This is a genomic window from Nocardioides baculatus, assembly GCF_016735675.1.
Lineage (GTDB): Bacteria > Actinomycetota > Actinomycetes > Propionibacteriales > Nocardioidaceae > Nocardioides > Nocardioides baculatus.
Window position 1 is genome coordinate 128,683 of record NZ_JAERSG010000008.1, and the last position, 22,271, is coordinate 150,953.

Sequence of the window (22,271 nt, forward strand, 5' to 3'; positions counted from 1 at the left end):
GACTAGATCCGGTCGACGTCCGCGTGCGCGGCACCCTCGGCGAGCGAGGCGTAGCCCGGACCGCGGTCGAAGAAGGCGTCGTCGTCCTTGCTCCACGCAGCGCGTGAACCGCGCTCGGCGGTCGTCGCGGACTCGTCGAACGCCAGGTCGCCAGCGTCCTTCGATCCGGTCAGCACCACGCCGTAGTCACGGAGTGCCGCCTCGGCCGAGACCTTGCCCCAGACCACGTCGCGGACGACGGACTCCGGGTCGCGGGACAGCGGGTCGCCCCAGCCGCCGCCACCCGTCGTACGGATCCGGACGAGTTGGCCGGCCTTGATCTCCTCGGCGTCGGCGAGGGCGTCGACCTCGCGCTCGTCGGGGCCGCCCGGGTCGATGACGACCTGGAACGGCATGCCGGCCTTGCCGCCGCGCACGCCCCAGCAGGCGAGGATGGAGCGGTCGGCGATGGACATGAAGTGGCCGTCCTTGAGCATCCGGATGTGCTTCTCGTAGCCGAGGCCGCCGCGGAACTCCCCCGCGCCGCCGGAGTCGACGGCGAGGCCGAGGCGCTCGACGATGAATGGGAAGCGCGACTCGGTGAACTCGGTCGGCAGGTTGCGCGAGTCGGGCACGACGTGGATCGTGTCCTCGCCGTCGGCGTAGTAGCGCCCGCCGGATCCGCCGCCGAGCACCTCGCGCATGAGGTAGTCGTTGCCGTCGAGGTCCTTCCCGTAGACGCCGGTGTAGCGGATCGTCTCCTGGTCGGCCGGCATCTTGCCGTCGACCGCCTTGGCGACGACGCCGGCGAGCACGCCGAGCAGCCGCAGGATCACGAAGGTGCGGGCGTTGGTCGGGCCGGGGTGGATCGGTGTGAGGAGCGTGCCCTTCTCGGGGAAGCGCATCTCGATCAGCGGCACGATGCCCTCGTTGACGTCGAGCTCGGCCATCCGCTCGGGGGTGTCGGCAAGGTTGCGCAGGATCGGCGCGAGCCACTTCTTGAGGAAGTTCCCGCCGACGTAGTCGCCACAGTGGTTGATCGGTCCCTTCGCCTGGGCGCTGGTGCCGGTGAAGTCGATGATCAGCCGCGGCCCGGCGGGACGCCCGTTCTCCGGGTCGGCGGGCGCGTCGCTCACCTTGGTCAACGTGATCCGCTGCGTGTGCAGCTGCGGCTCGTCGACGCCGTCGTGCTCGGCGTAGTCCTCCCAGACGTAGGTGCCGTCGGGGATCTTGGACAGGATCTCGCGGCGGTAGGTCTCGGTCGTGGTGTCGAGGATCGCGTCGAACGACGTCTCGATCGCCTCGCGGCCGTAGCGCTCGAACAGCTCACCGAGCCGGCGCGCACCCATCAGGCAGGCCGAGCACTCGGCGTCGAGGTCGGCGGCGAGGCTGTCGGGCATCCGCGAGTTGCGCGTCATGATCCGCAGCGCGGACCTGTTCGGCACGCCGGCGTCCCACAGCTTGATCGGCGGGACGGCCAGCCCCTCCTCGTAGACCGTGGTCGCGTTGCTGGGCATGGAGCCCGGCACCGCGCCGCCGATGTCGTCGTGGTGGCCGAAGGCCTGGACGAACGCCACGACCTCGCCGTCGTGGAAGACCGGGACGGTGACGCAGAGGTCGGGCAGGTGGCCGATGCCGCCCTCCGACTCGTAGACGTCGTTGTGGAAGAAGACGTCGCCCTCGACCATCTCCTCGATCGGGTAGTCGCGCACGATCGGGTGCACGAGCGCGCTGTAGGAACGGCCGGTGAGCTTGCGCAGCTGGCGGTCGTGGATGCCGGCGCGGAAGTCGTGGGCGTCGCGGATCATCGGGCTCCGCGACGTGCGGCCGATGGCGGTCTCCACCTCCATCTCGACGCTGGCCAGGGTGCCCTGGACGATCTCGACAAGGATCGGGTCGACGCTCGACCCCTCCGGGGTGAGGCGTCCGCCGTGCTCGTACGCCGTCGGCAGGCCGGCCGGGTTGACCGGCTTGGCGGTGACGTAGGCGGGGTCGACGGAGCTGGTCGGGTTGGCGGCCATCAGGACACGACCTTCCGGATCACGAGGTTGGCCCAGTCGTCGACCACGACCTCGAAGCCGGGGTGGACGGGGATCGTCGAGCCGAACTCCTCGACGATCGCGGGGCCGCTGAAGGTGTCGCCGGCGCCGAGGTCGGTGCGCCAGATGACGGGGGTCTCGACGTAGCCGGTGTCGGGGTCGAAGCAGACCTGGCGGGTGCCGCGCAGCGCGCGGTCGACGCCGCCCTCGGCCTTGGCCAGCGTCGGAATCTCAGGTCGCGTGATCGGGCCGATGCCGGTGACGCGGAGGTTGACCCACTCGACCTGCTGGGTCGCATCGCCGCGGAAGTCGTAGCCGTAGAGCTGGTGGTGCTCAGCGTGGAAGGTCTCGGCCACCTGCGCGACGTACGCCGCGTCGACGGTGCCCTCCGGCGCGGAGACCCGCACCTCGAAGGCCTGCCCGACATAGCGCACGTCGATGGTCCGCTGGAAGCGGTGGTCCGCCGGCTCGAACCCCTCCTTGGCCAGCGCCTCGCGGGCGCGGCCGGTGAGGTCGTCGAGGATCCCCTGCACCGCCGCGTGGTCGAGCACCGACTCCTTGGCGACGTGGGTCTGGACGTAGTCGTTCTTGACGTCGACGGTCAGCAGGCCGAACGCGCTCACGTTGCCCGGGTTGGGCGGTACGACGACACCGGCGAGGTCGAGGATGTCGACGAGCCGGCAGGCCAGGAGCGACCCCGAGCCGCCGAAGGTAGTCAGCATGAAGTCACGCACGTCGAGGCCGCGCTTGACCGAGACCTGACGCAGCGCGTTGGCCTGGTTCCACGCGGAGATCTCGAGGATGCCGGTGGCGCAGCGCTCGAAGTCGAGGCCGAGCTGGTCGGCGAGGTCGGCGATGCCCGCGCGCGCGGCCTCGACGTCGAGCGGGATCTCGCCACCGAGCAGGTGGGGCGGGATCCGGCCGAGGGTGACGTGGGCGTCGGTGATGGTCGGCTGCGTGCCGCCCTTGGCGTAGCAGAGCGGGCCGGGGTCGGCGCCGGCCGAGTGCGGGCCGACCTTGAGCGCCCCCTCGGGCGAGAGCCAGGCGATCGAGCCGCCGCCCGCGCCGACGGTGACGACGTCGATCATCGGGATCTTGCTGGGGTACGCGCCGACGGTGCCCTCGGTGGTGAGCGTCGGCTCGCCGTCGAGGACGACGGACACGTCGGTCGACGTGCCGCCTCCGTCGCAGGTGAGGATCTTTGGGAAGCCGGCGACCTTGGCGATCAGTGCGGCGCCGAGGGCGCCCGCAGCCGGGCCGGACAGCACCGTCGTGATCGGCTGGTGGACGACCTCGTCGGCCGACAGCACGCCGCCGTTGGACTTCATCACGTAGAACGGAACGTTGCCCGTTCTGTGCTTACTGATGACGGCCACGAGCCGCTCGGAGATGTTGGTGACGTAGCGGCTGACGTTGGGCTTGACCGCCGCGTCGACGAGCGTGGTCATCGCGCGCTCGTACTCGCGGTACTCGCGCAGCACCTCGCTCGAGATCGAGACGACCGCCTCGGGGTGCTCGCGGCGCAGGATCTCGCGCATCCGCAGCTCGTGGTCGTCGTTGGCGTAGGCGTGGATCAGGCAGACGCCGATCGTGGTGATGCCCTGGTCCCGGAACCAACGGGCGGTGGCGACGGCGGCGTCCTCGTCGAACGGGCGGATCTCGGCCCCGGTGAAGTCGAGGCGACCGCCGACGGTGCGCACCCGGTCGGCCGGGACGATGCGCTCGGGCTTGACCCAGAAGTAGGAGTTGCCGTAGCCGTCGGGCACGGACTGGCGGGCGATCTCGAGCATGAACTCGTAGCCCTCGGTGGTGATGAAGCCGAGCGCCTCGACCTTGCCCTCGAGCAGCTTGTTGGTCGCGACCGTCGTGCCGTGGGACACGGCCGTGATGTCGCTGCCCTCGGCGCCGACGATGTCGAGGATCTTCTCGATGCCGGCGATGAAGCCGTCCGCCGGGTTGCCCGGCGTGCTGGGGGTCTTGGTGGTGACCAGCTCACCCGAGTCCTCGTCGAAGGCCACGACGTCGGTGAACGTGCCACCGGTGTCGATCCCGATCCTGATCCGCCGCTGCGTCATGGGCACGATTCAACCGATTCCGGCACTCGCGTTGCCACGGCACAGATTGCCGACGAAACGCCCGATCATCGGCAAGACCTGCTTCACAACGCTTGTCCGGAGGGGCCACCGAACGGGTCACCGAACGGGTCGTCGTCGTACGTCTGGTCGACGCCCGGCCCGAAGGTGGACTGCTCGGCACCGAGGACGCCGCCGAGCACCCCCACCAGCGCGGCCACCGCCACGAGCGGAGCCAGCGAGGGACCACCTTCACGGCGCTGCCTGTGGTGCTCGAACAGGTCGCTCCTCGTGTAGCGGTGCAACAGGAACGCCTGGCCGATCGTCAGCGCCAGGGCTGCGGCCGTCCACCCGGACGGCGAGTCGATCAGCGAGACCACCTCGAACACACCGGCGAGCCCGATCAGCGCGACGACCAGCCAGAAGCGCACCCAGCGCGCGCGGACCACGCCGTGGGAGATGAACGAGACGAGGACGGCACCCAGCAGTGCCGACAGGATCCAGGCGTCCTCGGACTGGGCACCCCGCCTGGCGAGCTCGAGGACCTGCCCGACGACGAACGTCCAGGCGAACCACCAGATGCTGGCCGGCACCGGGGGCTCGACCGGCGCCCCCTCGTCCACCTCGCTCATGGGCGGATGCTCCCAGCCCGGGGGATCACCGGTCCGCGGACGCGCCGGGAATGACCGAAGGGCCCTCGGCAGTATGAGTGCCAAGGGCCCTTCGTGATGTCCAGGTCGCCGAAGCGTCCAGGTCATCGAGGTGATCTCTCTGGTGATGTCCTGATCGATCGCTCCCTGTGTCCGGTCCCAGTCACCGCATCACCCGGTGTCTGCGACTCCTCCCCAGCACGCTGGTTCGTCGTCGTGTGGATCGTCCTTCCGGAGCCATCCCGCCTCCCCTTGCGGGGCTGCGTAGGGAGAGTTCTATGCCCTCGGGGAACAGCTGCGCAAGGGCTTTCCGCAGCTCTTTTTCACATACTTCGGGTTCCGGCGCGTCGTGCACAGATCGCCCGTGGTTCATCCCCAGCACACCCGGGTTGTGCACATGTTCGTCCACAGGTTCGTGCACACCCGGCCCCGGTCGTGCGGGGTCAGGCGAGGAGGTCCTCGACGGCCGCCGCGACCTCGAGCAGCTTCCGGTCCGAGCCGTGCGGCGCCACGAGCTGGACGCCGACGGGCAGGCCGTCACGGGTCCTGCCCGCAGGCACGGAGATCGCCGGGCACCCGGTGACGGAGATGAAGTAGGCCGACCGCATCCACGCCAGGTAGTCCGGCATCTGCTGCCCGTTGATCGTCTCGGGGAACTCCTGCTCCACCGGGAACGGTGACACCTGCGAGGTCGGCAGCAGCAGCACGTCGTGGTCGGCGAAGAACAGCCGCATCGTCTCCGACAGGGCGGTGCGCTGGGTGTATCCCCGCGCGACGTCGGCACCGGTCAGCGACTCCCCCGCTCGGATGTTGGCCTCGAGCGAGGGCTTGAACGACGTGGGGTGCTCGGCGAGCAGGCGACCGAGCTTGGCCTGGAAGTGCCAGGCCCGGAGGGTGCGGAAGGTGTCGTCGGCCAGCGAGAGGTCCGGGTGCGCCTCGCTCACCGCGGCTCCCGCGTCGGACAGCCGCGCCGCCGTCGCGCGTACGACGTCCGCGACCTCGTGGTCGACCGCGAAGGCCCCGCCGAGGTCGACGCTCGTCGCCACCCGGAGCCCCGCGAGAGGCGCCGGGGCGAGCGGTGGGGCGAAGGCCGTCCCGGGGTCGCCGAGCGCCTGCGGGGCGCGCGGGTCGGGTCCGGCGATGACGGAGAGGAGCAGCGCCAGGTCGCCGACGTTGCGCGCCATCGGCCCGCCGACCGACGTCGACTCCCACTGGTTGTAGAGCGGCCACTCGGGCACCCGGCCGAGCGAGGGCCGCATCCCGACGACACCGCAGAACGAGGCCGGGTTGCGCAGCGAGCCGCCCATGTCGGAGCCGTCGGCGAGCGGGACCATCCCGGAGGCCAGCGCACACGCCGCTCCCCCGCTCGAGCCGCCGGCCGACCGGCTCGGGTCCACCGGGTTGCGGGTCACCCCGAAGACCTTGTTGAAGGTGTGCGACCCGGCCGCGAACTCCGGCACGTTGGTCTTGCCGACGAACACCGCGCCGGCGCGGCGGATCCGCTCGACGAGCAGGTCGTCGTGGTCGGCGACGTGGTCGGCGTGGATCGGAGAGCCGTACGTCGTACGCCACCCGTCGAGCGCGTGGGTGTCCTTCACCGCGAAGGGCAGGCCGTGCAGCGGTCCCAGCTCCTCGCCCGACCCCTGGGCCTGGTCGGCAACGGCGGCGGCCACCCGCGCGCGCTCGGCGTCGAGCGACACGATCGCGTTGAGCTCGGGATTGCGCTCCTCGATCCGGTCGAGGTGCAGCTCGAGCAGCTCGGCCGCCGAGATCTCGCCCGCCCGGACGGCTGCCGCCTGCTCGCGCGCGGTCGAGTCGACGGTGATCACGCCGGCCTCCGCTCCGAGCTGGGAGGGCGAGTCTGACACCTGGAGGCCTTTGCAACCCCCTCCAAGTGACGGACTCCCCGCACGAGCGGGGACTCCGACAGGGGCGAGCCGCTCACCGGCGACGCCCGAAGATCCCGCCGACGATCACCCCGGCGAGGACCAGTCCGGCGCCGACGGCGATGCCGGTGAGGAACTCCTGCTTCGAGGCGGCAGATGCGGCGGGCGCGGGCACGGTGAAGACCTGGCCGACGGCGGCCGGCTCGGCGGCAGCAGCGACCGGTGCGCCCACTGCCGCAGTTGCGGCCGCCGGCCCACCCGCGATCGCGGCGTCGACGTTGCCGAAGAACTCCCCCGCCATCCGGCGCGAGACGCTCGTGAGCATCCGCTGCCCGACGCCGCCGATCATCCCGCCGACGACGGCGTCGGCGTCGTACGAGACACGCGTCGTCGAGCCCTCCGGCAAGAAGCGGACGTTGACGGTCGCGCCGATCGTGCCGGGCGCGCCGGCGCCGTCGAGCTTCATCACGAGCGACTCGTGCTCGACGAGGTCGCGCAGCTCGCACGAGCCGGCATAGGTCCCCTTGATCGACGCGACGCCCGCGGTGACGGTCATGGCGTAGGCGTTGTCGCCGGTCGCCTCCAGCCGCTCGCAGCCCGGGATCGTCCGGACCAGCACGGCCGGGTCGAGCAGGGCGTCCCACGCCTGGTCGACGGGGGCGTCCAGGACGTTCTCTCCGGTGAACTTCATCTGTCTGCTCCTTGGAAGGGGTTTCGAGACGGGCGCGGGGCGCCCTCCTCAACCAGCGAATGAGTTGTCGGCGTGCGCGAGACGCAGGTCGAAGAGCTCGGACGGCGAGATCGGCATCGCGGTGATCGGGAAGCCCTCGGCGTCCTCGATGGCGGCCGCGAAGACGGCGGCCGACGGGATCACGCCCGCCTCGCCGGCGCCCTTGATGCCGAGCGGGTTGAGCGGCGAGGGGGTCTCGAGGTGGTCGATGTCGATCGTCGTCGGGACCTCGGTGACGTAGGGCATCAGGAAGTCCATGAACGACGCGTTGAGCAGCTGCCCCGACTCGTCGTACGCCATCCGCTCGTAGAGCGCGCCGCCGACGCCCTGCGCGACGCCGCCGTGGATCTGGCCCTCGACGATCATCGGGTTGATCAGGTGGCCGCAGTCGTGGACGACGGCGTACTTGAGGATCGTGATCTCGGCCGTGTCGGGGTCGGTCTCCACGATGACGGCGTGCATGCCGTTGGCGAAGGTCGAGCGCTCGGGAGAGTAGAAGTCCTTGCCCTCGAGGCCCGGCTCGTCGTCCTCGGCCACCGGCGCCTTGCCGGGATCGCCGACGGAGAACTGCGTCGCGGCCTTGGACGCCTCGTCGAAGGCGTAGCGGAGCGGGTTGGACAGGACGGCGACGGTGCCGAGGTCGATGGATGCGTCGGTGCCCTTCACCGACACGACGCCGTCGACGATCTCGAGGTCGTCCTCCGCCGCCTCGAGCGCCTCGGCAGCGATCCGGAGCGCCTTCTCCCGGGCCCGCAGCGCGGCGAGGTGGATCGCCGAGCCGCTCATCACGGCCGCGCGGGAGGCGAACGTGCCGACGGCGTACGGCATCTTGCGGGTGTCGCCGGTGGTGATCTCGACGTCCTCGAACCGCACGCCGAGCGTGTCGGCGACGATCTGCGCGAAGGCGGTCTGGTGGCCCTGGCCCTGGGTGGTCAGGCCGGTCGCGACCTTCACCTTGCCGGAGGTCTCGACGTGCACGTGGGCGCCCTCGTAGGGGCCGACGCCGGTGCCCTCGACGTAGCACGCGAGACCGATGCCGACGCGCCGTCCCTGGGCGGCCATCTCGGCACGGAAGTCCTCGAACTCGTCCCAGCCGACCAGCTCCTTGAGCTTGGCCAGCGACGCCGGGTAGTCGCCCGAGTCGTAGGTCAGCGGGCGGCCGTCCTGGAAGACGAGACCGTGCTCGTAGGGGAACTCGTCGGGCTGGATGAAGTTGGTGCTGCGGACCTCGGTGCGGTCCTTGCCGAGGTAGGCCGCGATCGCGTCCATCGTCCGCTCCATCACGAAGCAGCCCTGTGGCCGGCCGGCGCCGCGGTAGGGCGTGACGATCACGGTGTTGGTGTAGAGCGACTCGAAGACGACGCGGTAGTTCTGCGGCTTGTAGGGGCCGAGCAGCTGCGTCGAGGTGATGATCGGGACGATGAGGCCGTAGGGGGTGTACGCGCCGTGGTCGTGCCAGAACTCGACGTTGAGGCCGAGCACCCGGCCGTCGTCGTCGAAGCCGACCTCGACGTGGTGCACCTGCGCGCGCTCGTGGGCGGAGGAGATGAAGTGCTCGCGCCGGTCCTCGGTGAACTTCACCGGACGGCCGAGCGTCATCGCCGCCAGCGGGACGAGCAGCTCCTCGGGCCACGGGTGGTTGATCTTCACCCCGAAGCCGCCCCCGACGTCGGGCGTGATCACGTCGACCTTCGCCAGGTCGAGGCCGAGCTTGGCGGCCACGCAGCCCCGCACGCCGGTCGACGTCTGGGTCGAGCTCCACACGGTGAGGCGGGACGTGTCGGGGTCCCACCTCGCGACCGTGCCGCGGCCCTCCATCGGCGTACAGGCGGAGCGCTCGACGTCGAGCTCGAGGGTCAGGGTGTGCGGTGCGTCGGCGATCGCGGCGCGGGCGTCGCCGTTCTCCTGCTCCATCCGGGCACCGACGTTGCCGGGTACGTCGTCGTGGACCAGGCGGGCGGCCGCACGGGCGGCGGCGATGCCGACGACGGGCTCGAGCTGCTCGTAGTCGACGCGGATCCGCGCGACCGCGTCCTCCGCGACGTAGCGGTCGACGGCGACCACGAAGGCGATCGCCTCGCCGACGTAGTTGACCTCGTCCTTCGCCAGGGCGTACTGCGTACGGCCGTGGGTCAGCGCCGGGTGCGGGATGAGCAGCGGGAGCGGCTCGGCCATCGGGCCGGTCAGGTCGTCGAAGGTCCAGACGGCGACGACGCCGTCGAGGTCGAGCACCCCGGAGACGTCGATGTCGGTGATCCGCGCGTGCGCGTGCGGCGAGCGCAGCACCGCGGCGTGCAGGAGGCGCGGGTCGTCGGTGAGCAGGTCGTCGACGTAGCGGCCCTGGCCGCGCAGGAAGCGCTGGTCCTCGACCCGCGGGACCTTGGTGCCGAAGAGCTTCGTGGTCATGCGCGCTCCCGCTCGATCTCCGCAGCGCGCAGCACCGACTTCACGATGTTCTGGTAGCCCGTGCAGCGGCAGAGGTTGCCCGCGATCATCTCCCGTGCCTCGTCCTCGGTCGGGTCGGGGTTGTCCTTCAGGCCGGCGGTGATCGTGGTGAGGAAGCCGGGCGTGCAGAAGCCGCACTGGAGGCCGTGGCAGTCGGAGAACGCCTGCTGGACGGGACTCAGCGTGTCCTCCGCCTCGGTCAACCCCTCCACCGTCGTGATCTCGGCGTCGACCGCCGAGACCGCGAACATCAGGCACGAGCGCACAGGCGCCCCGTCCACGAGGACGGTGCACGCACCGCACACTCCGTGCTCGCAGCCGACGTGCGTGCCCGTCAGGCCGCAGTCGTGGCGCAGCGCGTCGGACAGCAGCCGCCGCGCCGGGACCTGCACCTCGTGCACGGAGCCGTTCACGTGCAGCCGGACGTCGTGGAGCTCCTCAGGGGTGGGGGCACTCATGCCATGTCCTTCTCGTCCTTCTGAGCCGATCGTTGGCGGGCGTGGTGGACCGCGTCGGCCAGCACGCGGGGGGTCAGCACCTTGACCAGGTGCGCGCGGTAGGCCGCGGTGGCGTGGATGTCGTCGGCCGGCTCGAGCTCGGCGAGCGCGGCGGCGGCCGGGTCGTCGAGCGCGTCGGTGACGTCGACGACGACGGGCACGTCGCTCACCGAGACGTAGCCGAGGCGGGCGCGGGTGACCTCCCCGCCGTCGGTCTCGACCAGCGCGGCGACGCCGACGAGGGCGTAGTCGCCGTGGCGCCGGGCGATCTCCTGGAAGGCGACGCCGGCACCTGCGGGCAGGGCCGGGAAGAACGCCTCCACCGCGATCTCGTCGTGCGCGAGGGTCGACTCGAGGGGGCCGGCGAACAGCTCCCCCGCCGGGACCGTACGTCGACCGCGCACCGACTCGACGTCGACCGATCCCTCCAGCAGCCGGAGCACCATCGGCATCTCGGCCGCGGCGTCGGCGTGCACGAGGGAGCCGACGGTGGTGCCGCGGTTGCGGATCGTCGGGTGCGCCACGTGGGACAGCGCCAGCGCGAGCAGCGGCTGGACCTCGGCCGCCTCGGCGGACGCGAGGACGTGAGCGTGCCGGGCGAGCGCCCCGACCCGGACCCCGGTCGCGTCGGGCGTGACGTGGCCGAGGTCCGGCAGGGCGTTGATGTCGATCAGCATCGACGGCGCGGCCAGCCGCATGGAGAGCAGCGGCACGAGGGACTGACCGCCGGCCAGCACCTTCGCCCCCGGCTCCCCCGCGAGGGCCGCGAGGGCTTCCTCGAGGGTGGCGGGACGCAGGAAGGCGAAAGGTGCTGGCTTCACGGGCTACTTCGTCTCGTCGTCGTGCGTGTGCGGGTGGTCGTGCGCGTGGTCGTGCGCGTGGTCGTGCGAGTGGTCACCGTGCGCGTGGTCGTGCGCGTGGTCGTGCGCGTGGTCGTGCGCGTGGTCGTGGGCGTGGCCGGTGGTCCGGTGAGCACCCTCGTCGCCGACCGCGATCACGGCGCCGGCGTCGTGGTCGGTGCCCGCGGCCCGCGCGACGACACGGGCGAGGTGGTAGCCGAACACGATGATCAGCGTGCCCATCGCGATGCCGCCGAGCGGGAAGTCCGAGGTGATGTTGAAGAAGGCGTTGTCGGCCAGGCCGATGCCCATCGTCAGTCCGGCAGCCACGGGCACAAGGTTGACAGGGTTGGCGAAATTGACCTTGTTCTCCACCCAGATCTTCGCGCCGAGCAGGCCGATCATCCCGTAGAGGACCAGCGTGATGCCGCCGAGGACGCCACTGGGGGTCGTCGCGACCAGTGCGCCGAACTTGGGCACGAAGCCGAACAGGATCGCGACACCAGCGGCGACGAAGTAGGCCGCCGTCGAGTAGACCCTCGTGGCCGCCATGACCCCGATGTTCTCGGCGTACGTCGTGGTGGGCGAGCCGCCGACGAACGAGGCGAGCGTGGTGCCGACACCGTCGGCCGCGACGGCCCTGCCCATCATCGGGTCGAGGTTCTGCCCGGTCATGCCGGAGACGGCCTTCACGTGACCCATGTTCTCCGCGACCAGCGCGATCACCGCGGGCAGGGCCAGCAGCGTGAAGGTGATGGACAGGCTCGGCAGGTGCCAGCCGACCAGCGCGTAGTTCTCGCCGCCGGTGAACGGGCTCTGGTTGCCGACGAGGCCCTCCGCGGTGTGCGGCGGGAAGCCCAGCCAGTCGGCGGACTTGACGTTGTCCCAGTTGACGCGGTCGCCCTCGACCCCGCCGACGCCGATGGCGTCGAAGAGCAGGGAGAGCACGAAGCCGAAGATGAGGCCGAGGAAGATCGCGATGCGGCCGAAGAAGCCCTTGAGGCCGACGGCCATCAGGATCACCGCGAACATCGTGAGCAGCGCGACCCAGCGGTCGGCCGGCATGTAGATGCCGGTCGCGACGCGGCAGAGGTTGAAGCCGATGAGCATGACCACCGCGCCGGTGACGACGGGCGGCAGCAGGTTGTTGACGAAGCCGGGGCCGGCGAAGTGGATCGCCACGCCGACGAGGGCGAGCACGATGCCGGAGACCATGATCGCGCCGGTGACGTCGGCCGGGCCGCCGCCCTGCGCGTAGATCGCCGCGGCACCACCGACGAAGGAGGCGCTGGTGCCGAGATAGCTCGGGACCTTGCCCTTGACGATCAGCAGGAAGCAGATCGTCGCGATGCCGCTCATCATGATGGCGAGGTTGGCGTTGAGCCCCATGACGATCGGGAAGACGAAGGTGGCGCCGAACATCGCCACGACGTGCTGGGCACCCAGACCGACGGTCTTGCCCCAGGCCAGGCGCTGGTGCGGCGCGACGGCCTCACCCGGGCCGGGATCGACCACGTCCCACTTGAACATCGACATGTGCAGGCCTCCAGATTTCGCAGGGGTGGTTACCCGAGAAGCCACAAACTAGTGCGCTACATCTCACACCCTCACTGGCGAGATCTGCCGAAGGAACGCCGGTCCCGATGACAAGTTCTTGCGCGGTTCGGACCACTTCGGCGCGGTCACTAGCCTGCGTGCATGGCCGTGCCTCTCACCGTCGACGACTGGCCGGTCGCGCCGATCCGCACCGCCCGGCTGGTCCTGCGCGCGCCCCGGGCCCGCGACCGGGAGGCGTTCCTCGACCTGGGTTCCGACGACGAGGTCAACCGCCACCTCGGCGGCGGTCGGGACCGGGCCGCGCTGGACGCCGAGCTGCCGGAGGTGCCGGCTGACCGGCCCGGCCAGTTCGTGCTGGAGCACGACGGCGTCTTCGTCGGGTGGGTCGGGCTCGGTCGCCGCGACCCGTCCCGCCCCGGTGCCGAGCACCCCGACCTCGAGCTCAGCTACGTCACACCACGGTCCGCGTGGGGCCACGGCTACGCCACCGAGGCGGCCACCGCCGTCCTCGCCTGGGCGGACGCGGTCCTGGGCGAGCCGGTGGTCGTCTGCACGCAGGTCGGCAACGTGCGGTCCCGCGCCCTCGCCGGTCGGCTCGGCTTCACCGAGGTCGCGCGGCTCGAGGAGTTCGGCGCGGAGCAGTGGATCGGCGTACGACACCCGGGCGTGCGTCGCGCGACCCCGGCGGACGCGACGTCGATGGCGCGCGTCGCCGAGGCGGCGTACACCCCCTACCTCGAACGGATGGACGGCCTGCGGCCCGGGCCGCTGGACACCGACTACGACCGGGCCGTCGCCGACAGCGAGGCGTGGGTGGTCGAGCGCGACGGCGCGGTCGTCGGCTACCTGCTCCTCGTCGAGGAGGACGACGCCCTGCTGCTGGACAACGTCGCGGTGCTCCCCGCGCACCACGGCACGGGCATCGGACGCGCGCTCCTCACCCTCGCCGAGGGACGCGCGGCCGCCCTGGGACAGAGGTGGATCAGGCTCTACACGCACGTGACGATGACGGAGAACCAGCGGCTCTACGAGCGGCTCGGCTACGTCGAGACCCACCGCGCCGGCGAGCACGGGCTGGAGCGGGTGTTCTTCGCGAAGCCGGTGGCCGGCTGACTCTCTCAAGGAATCGTCAGGGCTTCTCGAAGATTTGTCCGGTGCGGCCGTAACGGGCGCCGACTGGCCGCCGCTGAATCCAGTGACAGGTGTGGCCGCAGGGGCTCGCCGCGACCGGGAGGATCCGTCCCCATGTCCCTCACCATCCGCCTCGCCGGCGCCGCCGCGTCCGCCGCCGTCACCCTGGCCGCGTTCAGCAGCACCGCCTACGCCGACGACGCTCCCGCGACCGACCCGTGCGCGTCGCAGCAGGCGAAGGTCGACAAGGCCACCGAGGCCCTCGCGCGCGTCACCGCCGTCTTCGCCCGTCAGCAGGCGCGCGTCGAGGCGAAGCAGGACGCGGTCGCCGAGGCCGAGGTCGGCCAGGAGAAGGCCGCCGCGATGAAGGCCCTCAAGGCCGCCAAGGCCGCGAAGTCCGAGACCAAGGTGACCAAGCGCGCCCAGCAGATGCGCCTGGCCAAGGCCACCGAGCGCCTCACCACCTGCCAGACCGAGAACCCGCCGGCCACCGAGGCGCCGACCGCTTCCTGACCCCCCTGCTCGCGACGTCGTACGGACGGGGCCACCGCTCGCCCCGTCCGTACGACGTCCGGGCGCAGGGAGGTCAGCCGACGATCTCCAGCGCCCGCAGCGCGACGGCGACGTCGAGGCGCAGGTGGGGGTCGGTGGCCACCGGCCCGAGCAGCCGCTGCAGCTTGCCGACGCGGTAGCGCATCGTGTTGTAGTGGAAGAACTGGGCGCGGGCGGCCTCCGCGACGTTGAAGTTCGTGTCGAGCAGCACCTGCAGCGTCTCGCGCAGGTCCGCGGCCTCGGGGGTCCGCTCGGCGAGCGGGCCGAGGACGTCGGAGGCGAACGCCGTCAGCTCGGCGCCGTCGGGCACGAGCGCGAGGAGCCGGTGCAGGCCGAGCTGGTCGAAGCGGGTCACCGATCCGGTGCCGTGCACCCGACGGCCGATCTCCACCGACCGCTGCGCCTGCCGGAAGGCCTCCGGCAGCTCGCTCAGGTCGGTCGCGATCCGGCTCACCCCGGCGGAGAACGAGATCCGGCCGCCGCCGCGGTCACCGCGGACGGCCTGGACGATCCGGTCGACGGCGACGTGGCCGTCGGCGAGCCCCGCATCCGGGTCGACCGGCACGAGCGTGACGACCTCGCGGCTGAAGGCCACCGACGCGATGCTCTCGTCGACCGTCGCGCACACCTGCCGCCACGCGTTCGCGAACCGGTCCTGCCACGCCCGCCGCTCGTTGGGGCCCGGAGCCAGGGCAGCGATCGCGTCGGGGTCGAGGACGGCGACGACGACCATCACCGGGCGGTCCAGGTGCCAGCCGAAGGCCTGGGCGTGCTCGGCGACGTAGTCGTCCTCCCCGGCGCGGCCGAGGAACACGTCGCGCAGGAAGTCGCCGCGGTACTTGTTCTCCACCGCCGTGATCGCCTCGACGCGGGTCACCAGCAGCGCCGCGACGATCGCCGCGCGCTCGAGCGCGTGCACGTCGGAGGAGTGGATCGTGCCGTCGAGGCGCAGCGCCACCAGCCGCGCGAGGTCGACGCCGGCCGCCACCACCCGGCGTACGAGCGCCTCGCCCCCGCCCACCGCAGTGCCCTCGGAATCGATCCGCTCCACCCGCAGCCGACCCGACGGGTCGACCAGGTCGTGGCCCGCGAGTGCCTCGCGCTGGGCCTCGTCGAGGTGGGCCGCGCGCTCGCGGCCGTCGGTCGAGGTGAACACCACGCCGCAGCCGAGCGCGTCGCCCACGGCCTCCGCGATCGCGGCGAGGTCGCCGCCCTCCAGCACGATGTGCGTGAGCGCCGTGTGGAGCGCGTCGGCCCGCTCCAGCGCCGCAACAGCCTCGGGGTCACTTATCAAGTCTTGGCCCACTTCTGCCTCTTCCCTGTCACAAACTCACATCGGAGGAGTGTGACACGGGCCGATAGCGTCTGACGAGTGATCCCCCGCCAGGTCCCGGTGGCCGCACCGGCCCGCGTGCGCCAGCGGCTCCTCGAGGCCGCGCCCGGACCGCGCGAGGTGGTCCACGCCAGCGCGAGCGCGATCTACGTCGACCTCGACGGCTGGTGCCTCGGCCTGGTCTCCGCGACCGCGACCCGCGTCCCCTGCGCGCTGTGGTCCACGCTGCCGGACCTCGTGGCCCACGCCGGCAGCCCGGTCGCCGTCCGCGACGGTGTCCTCGTCCTCGGCGACGACGAGCTGCGGATCACCCGCCTCGCCGACCCGCGCGCCACGACCGTCGGACGGCACGAGAACCCTCCGTCCGCACAAGAGGTCCTCCTGTCGCACCAGCTCGACCTTCCCCGCGACGGCCGGCTCACGACCGCTCACCTCGACCGGCTGCTCGGCCGCGGCCCGGGCCTCACGCCGCTCGGTGACGACGTCCTAGCGGGCTGGTTCGCCACCCGTGCCGCGCTCGGCGACCCCGACCCCGCGCTCGCGGGTGCCGTACGCCGTCGTCTCGGCGTCACCACCCTGCTGTCCGCCACGCTCATCGACTGCGCGATCCGCGGCGAGGCACTGCCCCAGCTGTCCGCCTGGCTGGCGGAGCCGACCCCGACCGCCCGCGACGCACTGCTCGCCGTCGGCGCCACCTCGGGCGCCGGGCTGCTCACCGGCGCCTCGCTGGCGCTCACCTCCGTCTCCACCGAACTGTCCCGAAGGGTTGTCGCATGAAGGACCACGTCGAGCTCCGCAGCGGCGCGTACGCCGACTCGGTGACGCTGCTGCAGGTCAGCCGCGCCGTGCAGGCCTCCCCCGGCGTCGTCGCCGCGCAGGTGGCGATGGCCACCGGCCTCAACCTCGAGGTGCTCGAGGGGATGGGCTTCGACATCCCCGCCTCCTCGCCCAACGACATGGTCGTCGCGCTGCGACTCGACGACGGCGCCGACGTCGCCACCGCGCTGGCGGCGGTCGACGCCGCGCTCGCCCCGACCCGGCCGACGTCCGGCGACACCACCGTCGCCCCGGCGCGGACCACGGGATCCGCCCTTCGGCGGGGCAGCACGGGCGCGATCGCGCTCGTGTCGGTGCCGGGGGCCAGCGCCACCGTCGAGGCGATGGACGCCCTCGAGGCGGGCCACGACGTGATGGTCTTCAGCGACAACGTCCCGGTGGCCGAGGAGGTCGCGCTCAAGACGTACGCCGCCTCCCGCCACGCGCTCGTGATGGGACCCGACTGCGGCACGGCCGTCGTCGACGGCGTGGGGCTGGGCTTCGCCAACGCCGTCCGCCCCGGTCGCATCGGCATCGTCGCCGCGTCCGGCACCGGCTGCCAGCAGCTGCTCTCCCTCCTCCACCTCGCCGGGTCCACGTACGACGACGTGGGCGTCCGCTGGGCGCTCGGCGTCGGCGGCCGCGACCTGTCGTCCGCCGTGGGCGGCCTGTCCACCCGCGAGGCGCTGCGTCGCCTCGACGCCGACCCCGACGTCGACCTGGTGGTCGTGGTCTCCAAGCCACCGGCCGCTGAGGTGGCCGGCGACCTCGCGTCCTACGTCGACACGCTGGCCACCCCCGTCGAGCTCGGCCTGCTCGGTCGCGGCCAGCGCGACCTGACCGCCGTCGCCGAGGCGGTGCTCGCCCGGCTCGGCCACGCCGCGCCGGAGTGGCCCGTCGCAGGCACCCGGAACACGGGCGTGGCGACCGGACCGCTGCTGCGCGGCCTCTTCGTCGGCGGCACCCTGTGCGACGAGTCGATGCTCATCGCCACCGAGGTGCTCGGACCGATCCGGTCCAACATCCCGCTGAGCGACGAGCTGGCCCTCGGGGACGAGCTGCTGGTCGACGACCACGTGATGATCGACTTCGGCGACGACGCCCTCACCCAGGGCCGCGCGCACCCGATGATCGACCCGACGCTGCGCAACGAGCAGCTCGCGCGCTCCGCCGCCGACCCGTCGACAGGCGTCATCCTGCTCGACCTGGTGCTCGGCCACGGCGCCGAGCCCGACCCGGCGGCCCTGCTCGGGCCGGCGATCACCGCGGCGCGCACGGACCGGGCGATCCCCGTCATCGTCAGCCTCGTCGGCACCGACCTCGACCCGCAGGGCCTGTCCGCCCAGGTCGAGGCGCTCACCGCGGCCGGCGCCGAGGTCCACGTCTCCAACGCCTCGGCCACCCGCCGTGCGATCCAGCTGATCGAAGGAGCCCGCGCATGAGCGAGACCACCGTCGTGACCGTCGGCGCCGACATGTTCGCCGACGCCGTCGCCGGCCAGGCCGTCGAGGTCGAGCGCGTCGACTGGCGACCGCCGATGCCCGGCACGCAGGAACACCTCGCCCGGGTCGCCACCGACCCGAGGAGGCTCGATGCCAACGCGCGGGCCGTCGCAGCGATGCTGGGCGTCACCGCCCACCTCGTCGACGTGGCACCGGCGAGCGAGGTGCTCGGCCTCGAGAAGGGCCAGTTCCTCCACGCCGGCCCGCCGATCGAGTGGGACCGTACGTCCGGTCCGCTCCGCGGCGCGCTGATGGGCGGCGCTGCCCTCGAGGGACTCGTGGACGACCCCGAGGACGCGGTCGCCCTCTTCGAGTCCGGCGACCACGTCAGCCTCGAGCCGTGCCACCACCGCAGCGCCGTCGGCCCGATGGCGGGCGTCGTCACGCCGTCGATGTGGATGTGGGTCCTCGAGGACCGCGCCACCGGCGCCCGGACGTACTGCTCCCTCAACGAGGGCCTCGGCAAGGTGCTGCGCTACGGCGCGTACGGCCCGGAGGTGCTGACGAGGCTGCGCTGGATGGGCGACGTGCTCGGCCCGCTGCTGCAGGCCGCGGTCCGCGGCACGGAGGAGGCCACCGACGTCACCGGCATCCTCACCCAGATGCTGCAGATGGGCGACGAGGCCCACAACCGCAACCGCGCCGGCACGCTGATGCTGCTGCGCGACCTCTCCCCCGCGATGGTGACCTCCGGTTTCGACAGCTCGGACGTCGCGGACGTGCTGCGCTTCGTCGGCGGCAACGACCACTTCTTCCTCAACCTCGCGATGCCCGCCTGCAAGCTCGCGCTCGACGCGGGCCGGGGCGTCCCCGGCTCGACGATGGTCGTCGCGATGGCCCGCAACGGCACCGACTTCGGCATCCAGGTCTCGGGCACGGGCGACGAGTGGTTCACCGGTCCGGCGCAGGTCGCGGAGGGCCTCTTCCTCGGCGACTACGGCCCCGACGACGCCAACCCCGACATCGGCGACTCGGCGATCACGGAGACGGCCGGGATCGGCGGCTTCGCGATGGCGACCGCCCCAGCGATCGTCCGGCTGGTCGGCGGCTCGGTGCCCGACGCGCTCGCGACGACGCGACGGATGCACGAGATCACGCTCGCCGAGAACCCCCGCTGGTCGGTGCCCGTCCTGGAGTTCCAGGGGACCCCGACCGGCATCGACGTGACGAAGGTGTGCCGCACGGGCATCCTGCCGCAGATCAACACCGGCATGGCCGGGGCCGTCGCCGGCGTCGGCCAGGTCGGTGCCGGCCTCGTCACCCCTCCCGCGGAGATCTTCCCGAAGGCCCTCGCGGCGCTGGCGGCCGAGGTCCCGGCCGCGACATAACGGCGTACTGGGTGGGCGAGTCCGACACCTGGAGGCCGTTGCAACCCCCTCCAACAGTCGGACTCCCCGCACGTGCGGGGACTCCGACGAGGGGCGGGGCAGGTTAGGCGTCGGCCGGGCGCTCGTTGTAGCCGCCGGCGAGCTCCTGGCCGGTGAGCCCGGCGATCGAGGCCATGATCCGGTCGGTGAGCTCGCGGCGGGCGCGACCGGTGGGTACGCCGTCGTACTCCCCCGCGGCCCGGATCGGCTCGCCGAAGCGGACGGTGACGTCGACGCGGCCGAGGCGGGGGCGGTTGGAACCGACGGGCTGGATGTCCTCGGTGCCGGTCAGCCCGACCGGCACGACCGGCGCGCCAGAGGTCAGGGCGAGGTGCGCGACGCCGGTGCGGCCGCGGTAGAGCCGGCCGTCACGGGAGCGGGTGCCCTCGGGGTAGATCCCGAACGCCTCGCCCTTGCCGAGCACGGCGAGCGCGGTGTCGAGGCTGGCGATGGCGGCCCTGGTGTCGTCGCGGTCGACCGGCAGCATGCCGAGTCCCTCGAACCACGCGCGCACGAGCGTGCCCTTCACGCCGGTGCCGGTGAAGTAGTCGGACTTGGCGAGGAAGACCACCTTGCGCGGCACCACGACGGGGATGACCACGCTGTCGAAGAACGACAGGTGGTTGCTCGCCACGATGACGGGACCGGACGTCGGCACGTGGTGCAGGCCCTCGACCCGGGGGCGCCAGACGGCACGCGCGACCGGCGGGATGACTCCGTGCGCGACCGTGTAGAGCATGGGGATCATCATGCCCGGAGGGTCGGCTGGTGGAACGCACTGCCCAGATCGACCGCACCGCTCGGGCGCAGCGGGGTGCCCTCCTCGAGGTAGGCCTGGCGTGCCTCCTCGTCGTGCGACGGCGGCAGCGACCCGTCCGCCCGGACCACCCGCCACCACGCGACGGCCGCGCCGTGGGTGGCCATCACGTTGCCGACCAGACGGGGTCCACCGCGCCCGAGCCGGTGGCCGACCACGTCGGCGATGGCGCCGTAGGTCGTCACCCGGCCGCGCGGGACCGACTCGGCGCACTGGAGCACCAGCTCGATGTAGAGCTCCCGCTCCTCGGGGGTGGTCGTCACCGCGCGTCGGACCGGGTCAGCCGGGCCGTCACCAGCAGCACGACGGCGGTCATCGATGCGGTCGTCAGCCACAGCCAGGGCGGTGCGAGCGAGGGGTCGATCCCCCGCACGGAGACCCACGCGACCAGCGCCGGCACCAGGGCGAGCAGGCCGCGACGCAGCCAGAGCCGGACGAGCCCCCGGTCGACCGGCAGGGCGCCCGGACCGTAGGACAGCATCACCGCGGACAGGTGCGCCGCGAGGAGCAGGACGGCGACCACCAGCACCCGCCAGTCGACGACCCCGCGGGAGGCCCACCAGCCGGCGACCAGGACCAGCGGGACGATGCCCACCGCGTGGTCGGGGACCCTGGCCCAGGCCGCGGCGCTCAGCGGGACCGCCACCAGGACGAACCAGTGCGGCACCTCCGGGATCGCCAGGGCGAGCGCCACGCACGGCAGCGCGACCACCAGCACCCGCAGGACGACCACCGCACGCGTGGTGCCGGGAGCGATGAGTCCACCGGTCGTCGCCATCACGCACGCACCCGGGGCGCGCGACCGCGTCGCGCGAGCTGCTGCAGGACGGTGTCGAGCGTTCCGGGGCCCCGCCACGGCACGACCGGCGTGCCGAGCCCGGCCAGGCGCTGCAACCGGTCGTCGCGCTCGATCTTCTGCATGCGGGCAGCCAGCGACGCGAGCTCGCGAGGATCCCCGTCGCGCGCGGCCACCGCGTCGCCGATGGTGTCGATGACCACCACCGACCCGCCACCGCGCTGCAGGGTCGCGGTGGCGGTCACCAGCGGCGTGAAGAACATCGGCGACAGCACGTAGACGACGCTGCCGGCGCCTGCCCCGAGGTCGAGGCGCTCGGGCGCGACACCCCGCGCCTCCGCGCGGACGCGGGCGAGCGTGCCCTGGAGCCGCTGGAGGTGCCGCGCACCGGAGCCCAGCGGCACCCGGGTGCCGTCGGCCGACACGACCAGCATGCCCACCCGGTCGCCGGTACGGATGTGGTGCTCGGCGAGCGCCGACGCCGCGCGCACGGTGAGGTCGAGGGTGCTCGCGGCCCCGTCGATGCCACCCGAGACACCCATGTCGCCGAGTCCGTCGAGCACCAGCCACACACCCGCGTCCTGCTCGGCCCGGGTCGTGATCACGTGCAGCTCTCCGGTGCGCAGCGACACCGGCCAGGTGATGCGCTTGAGCCGGTCGCCGGTGGCGAAGGGCCGGATCCCCTCGAACTCCGTGCCGCTCCCGATCCGCCGCGACCGGTGCCGTCCGACCAGCCCGTCGGGCTGCGGCACCTCCGCCCGGGTGTCGTACGGCGCCGTCTGCGGCAGGACGTTGAAGCCGCGCTCCGGCAGGTCGAGCGGACCCCAGACCCACCCTGCCCAGGCAGAGGTGAGGGCCACCCGCTCGGCGCCGACCGCACGGCGGCCCCAGCGGCGCGGGCTGAAGACGATCGTCGGGAGGTCCGCCTCGACCAGCGCCCCCGCGGCGCCGTACGCCGGCTGGGTGGCGACGTGCGGCGCCTCGAAGGCGACGCGGGTGACGTGCTCGACCCCCTCGAGGTCGTCGATCGCGAGCCGCGAGGTCGTGGACTGACCCTCGTGGAGCCGGACGTGGTCGAGCTGGGCGGACACCCGGGGGGCCGTGCGCGGTCGAGCGACGAGCCCCATCACCGCGAGGACCGCGAAGGGAGCGGCCAGCACGACCAGCACCTCCTGGCCCAGCACGACGCCGCCGGTCACCCCGCCCAGGGTCAGCAGGCAGGCCCGGACGAGCGCGGGCGTGGGCCGCCAGGACGTCATCGTG

General features: G+C 72.4%; 18 protein-coding genes and 1 pseudogene. 5 read left to right on the forward strand and 14 right to left on the reverse strand.

Annotated features, from left to right (window positions below; translation table 11 throughout):
• Positions 1 to 2: 2 nt before the first annotated feature.
• From JI751_RS20500 to JI751_RS20540, 9 genes and pseudogenes are all read right to left on the reverse strand, one after another.
• The gene (locus JI751_RS20500) at positions 3 to 2,000 is read right to left on the reverse strand and encodes a hydantoinase B/oxoprolinase family protein (protein WP_201940706.1); all 1,998 of its coding nucleotides are present in this window, start codon (positions 1,998 to 2,000) and stop codon (positions 3 to 5) included.
• Positions 2,000 to 4,093: a hydantoinase/oxoprolinase family protein gene (locus tag JI751_RS20505; RefSeq protein ID WP_201940708.1), complete on the reverse strand. Its 2,094-nt coding sequence runs from the start codon at positions 4,091 to 4,093 to the stop codon at positions 2,000 to 2,002. The genes JI751_RS20500 and JI751_RS20505 overlap by 1 nt, the downstream gene beginning before the upstream one ends.
• Positions 4,094 to 4,176: 83 nt before the next feature.
• On the reverse strand, positions 4,177 to 4,722 hold the full coding sequence (locus JI751_RS20510; protein WP_201940710.1) for a hypothetical protein: 546 nt from the start codon (positions 4,720 to 4,722) through the stop codon (positions 4,177 to 4,179).
• Between the two features lie 461 nt (positions 4,723 to 5,183).
• Positions 5,184 to 6,608: an amidase gene (locus tag JI751_RS20515; protein ID WP_307814429.1), complete on the reverse strand. Its 1,425-nt coding sequence runs from the start codon at positions 6,606 to 6,608 to the stop codon at positions 5,184 to 5,186.
• A 73-nt stretch (positions 6,609 to 6,681) separates the two neighbouring features.
• Positions 6,682 to 7,317 carry an SRPBCC family protein gene (locus JI751_RS20520; RefSeq protein ID WP_201940712.1) on the reverse strand — a complete coding sequence of 212 codons (636 nt, stop codon included), beginning with the start codon at positions 7,315 to 7,317 and terminating at the stop codon, positions 6,682 to 6,684.
• A 48-nt stretch (positions 7,318 to 7,365) separates the two neighbouring features.
• Positions 7,366 to 9,762 carry an aerobic carbon-monoxide dehydrogenase large subunit gene (gene cutA / locus JI751_RS20525; RefSeq protein WP_201940714.1) on the reverse strand — a complete coding sequence of 799 codons (2,397 nt, stop codon included), beginning with the start codon at positions 9,760 to 9,762 and terminating at the stop codon, positions 7,366 to 7,368.
• Complete coding sequence (locus JI751_RS20530; protein ID WP_201940716.1) at positions 9,759 to 10,259, reverse strand: (2Fe-2S)-binding protein; 501 nt, start codon at positions 10,257 to 10,259, stop codon at positions 9,759 to 9,761. The genes cutA and JI751_RS20530 overlap by 4 nt, the downstream gene beginning before the upstream one ends.
• Positions 10,256 to 11,119, reverse strand: coding sequence for an FAD binding domain-containing protein (locus JI751_RS20535; protein ID WP_201940718.1), 864 nt, complete (start codon positions 11,117 to 11,119; stop codon positions 10,256 to 10,258). The genes JI751_RS20530 and JI751_RS20535 overlap by 4 nt, the downstream gene beginning before the upstream one ends.
• Positions 11,120 to 11,266: 147 nt before the next feature.
• Positions 11,267 to 12,673, reverse strand: a pseudogene (locus JI751_RS20540) (uracil-xanthine permease family protein); the annotation flags it as partial.
• Positions 12,674 to 12,835: 162 nt separating this feature from the next.
• Between JI751_RS20540 and JI751_RS20545 the strand changes: the two are divergent.
• Positions 12,836 to 13,807, forward strand: a complete 972-nt coding sequence (locus JI751_RS20545) for a GNAT family N-acetyltransferase (protein WP_201940723.1) — start codon at positions 12,836 to 12,838, stop codon at positions 13,805 to 13,807.
• 132 nt (positions 13,808 to 13,939) lie between these two features.
• Positions 13,940 to 14,338: a hypothetical protein gene (locus tag JI751_RS20550; RefSeq protein ID WP_201940725.1), complete on the forward strand. Its 399-nt coding sequence runs from the start codon at positions 13,940 to 13,942 to the stop codon at positions 14,336 to 14,338.
• A 73-nt stretch (positions 14,339 to 14,411) separates the two neighbouring features.
• On the opposite strand, the gene JI751_RS21305 is transcribed toward JI751_RS20550, so the two are convergent.
• The gene (locus tag JI751_RS21305; protein WP_307814430.1) at positions 14,412 to 15,671 is read right to left on the reverse strand and encodes a PucR family transcriptional regulator; all 1,260 of its coding nucleotides are present in this window, start codon (positions 15,669 to 15,671) and stop codon (positions 14,412 to 14,414) included.
• A gap of 78 nt (positions 15,672 to 15,749) precedes the next feature.
• On the opposite strand from JI751_RS21305, the gene JI751_RS22045 reads away from it, so the two are divergent.
• Genes JI751_RS22045 through JI751_RS20570 form a run of 3 tightly spaced genes read left to right on the forward strand, consistent with a single transcriptional unit; the run spans position 15,750 to position 19,356 of the window.
• Entirely contained in the window at positions 15,750 to 16,487 is a 738-nt protein-coding gene (locus tag JI751_RS22045) for an oxamate carbamoyltransferase subunit AllH family protein (protein WP_201940729.1), read from the forward strand.
• Complete coding sequence (locus tag JI751_RS20565) at positions 16,484 to 17,968, forward strand: AllF/FdrA family protein (RefSeq protein ID WP_201940731.1); 1,485 nt, start codon at positions 16,484 to 16,486, stop codon at positions 17,966 to 17,968. Before JI751_RS22045 ends, JI751_RS20565 begins: the two co-directional genes overlap by 4 nt.
• On the forward strand, positions 17,965 to 19,356 hold the full coding sequence (locus JI751_RS20570; protein WP_201940733.1) for a YlbE family protein: 1,392 nt from the start codon (positions 17,965 to 17,967) through the stop codon (positions 19,354 to 19,356). Before JI751_RS20565 ends, JI751_RS20570 begins: the two co-directional genes overlap by 4 nt.
• 103 nt (positions 19,357 to 19,459) lie before the next feature.
• On the opposite strand, the gene JI751_RS20575 is transcribed toward JI751_RS20570, so the two are convergent.
• The 4 genes from JI751_RS20575 to JI751_RS20590 are packed head-to-tail and all read right to left on the reverse strand — an operon-like array spanning position 19,460 to position 22,267.
• Positions 19,460 to 20,146: a lysophospholipid acyltransferase family protein gene (locus JI751_RS20575; protein ID WP_236666639.1), complete on the reverse strand. Its 687-nt coding sequence runs from the start codon at positions 20,144 to 20,146 to the stop codon at positions 19,460 to 19,462.
• A complete protein-coding gene (locus JI751_RS20580; protein WP_201940735.1) occupies positions 20,143 to 20,475 on the reverse strand; it encodes an MGMT family protein in 333 nt (110 codons plus the stop codon). Before JI751_RS20580 ends, JI751_RS20575 begins: the two co-directional genes overlap by 4 nt.
• On the reverse strand, positions 20,472 to 20,993 hold the full coding sequence (locus JI751_RS20585; RefSeq protein WP_201940737.1) for a hypothetical protein: 522 nt from the start codon (positions 20,991 to 20,993) through the stop codon (positions 20,472 to 20,474). Before JI751_RS20585 ends, JI751_RS20580 begins: the two co-directional genes overlap by 4 nt.
• Positions 20,990 to 22,267 (reverse strand): DUF58 domain-containing protein, encoded by a 1,278-nt coding sequence (locus JI751_RS20590; RefSeq protein ID WP_201940739.1) that lies wholly within the window; start codon positions 22,265 to 22,267, stop codon positions 20,990 to 20,992. Before JI751_RS20590 ends, JI751_RS20585 begins: the two co-directional genes overlap by 4 nt.
• Positions 22,268 to 22,271 lie beyond the last annotated feature (4 nt).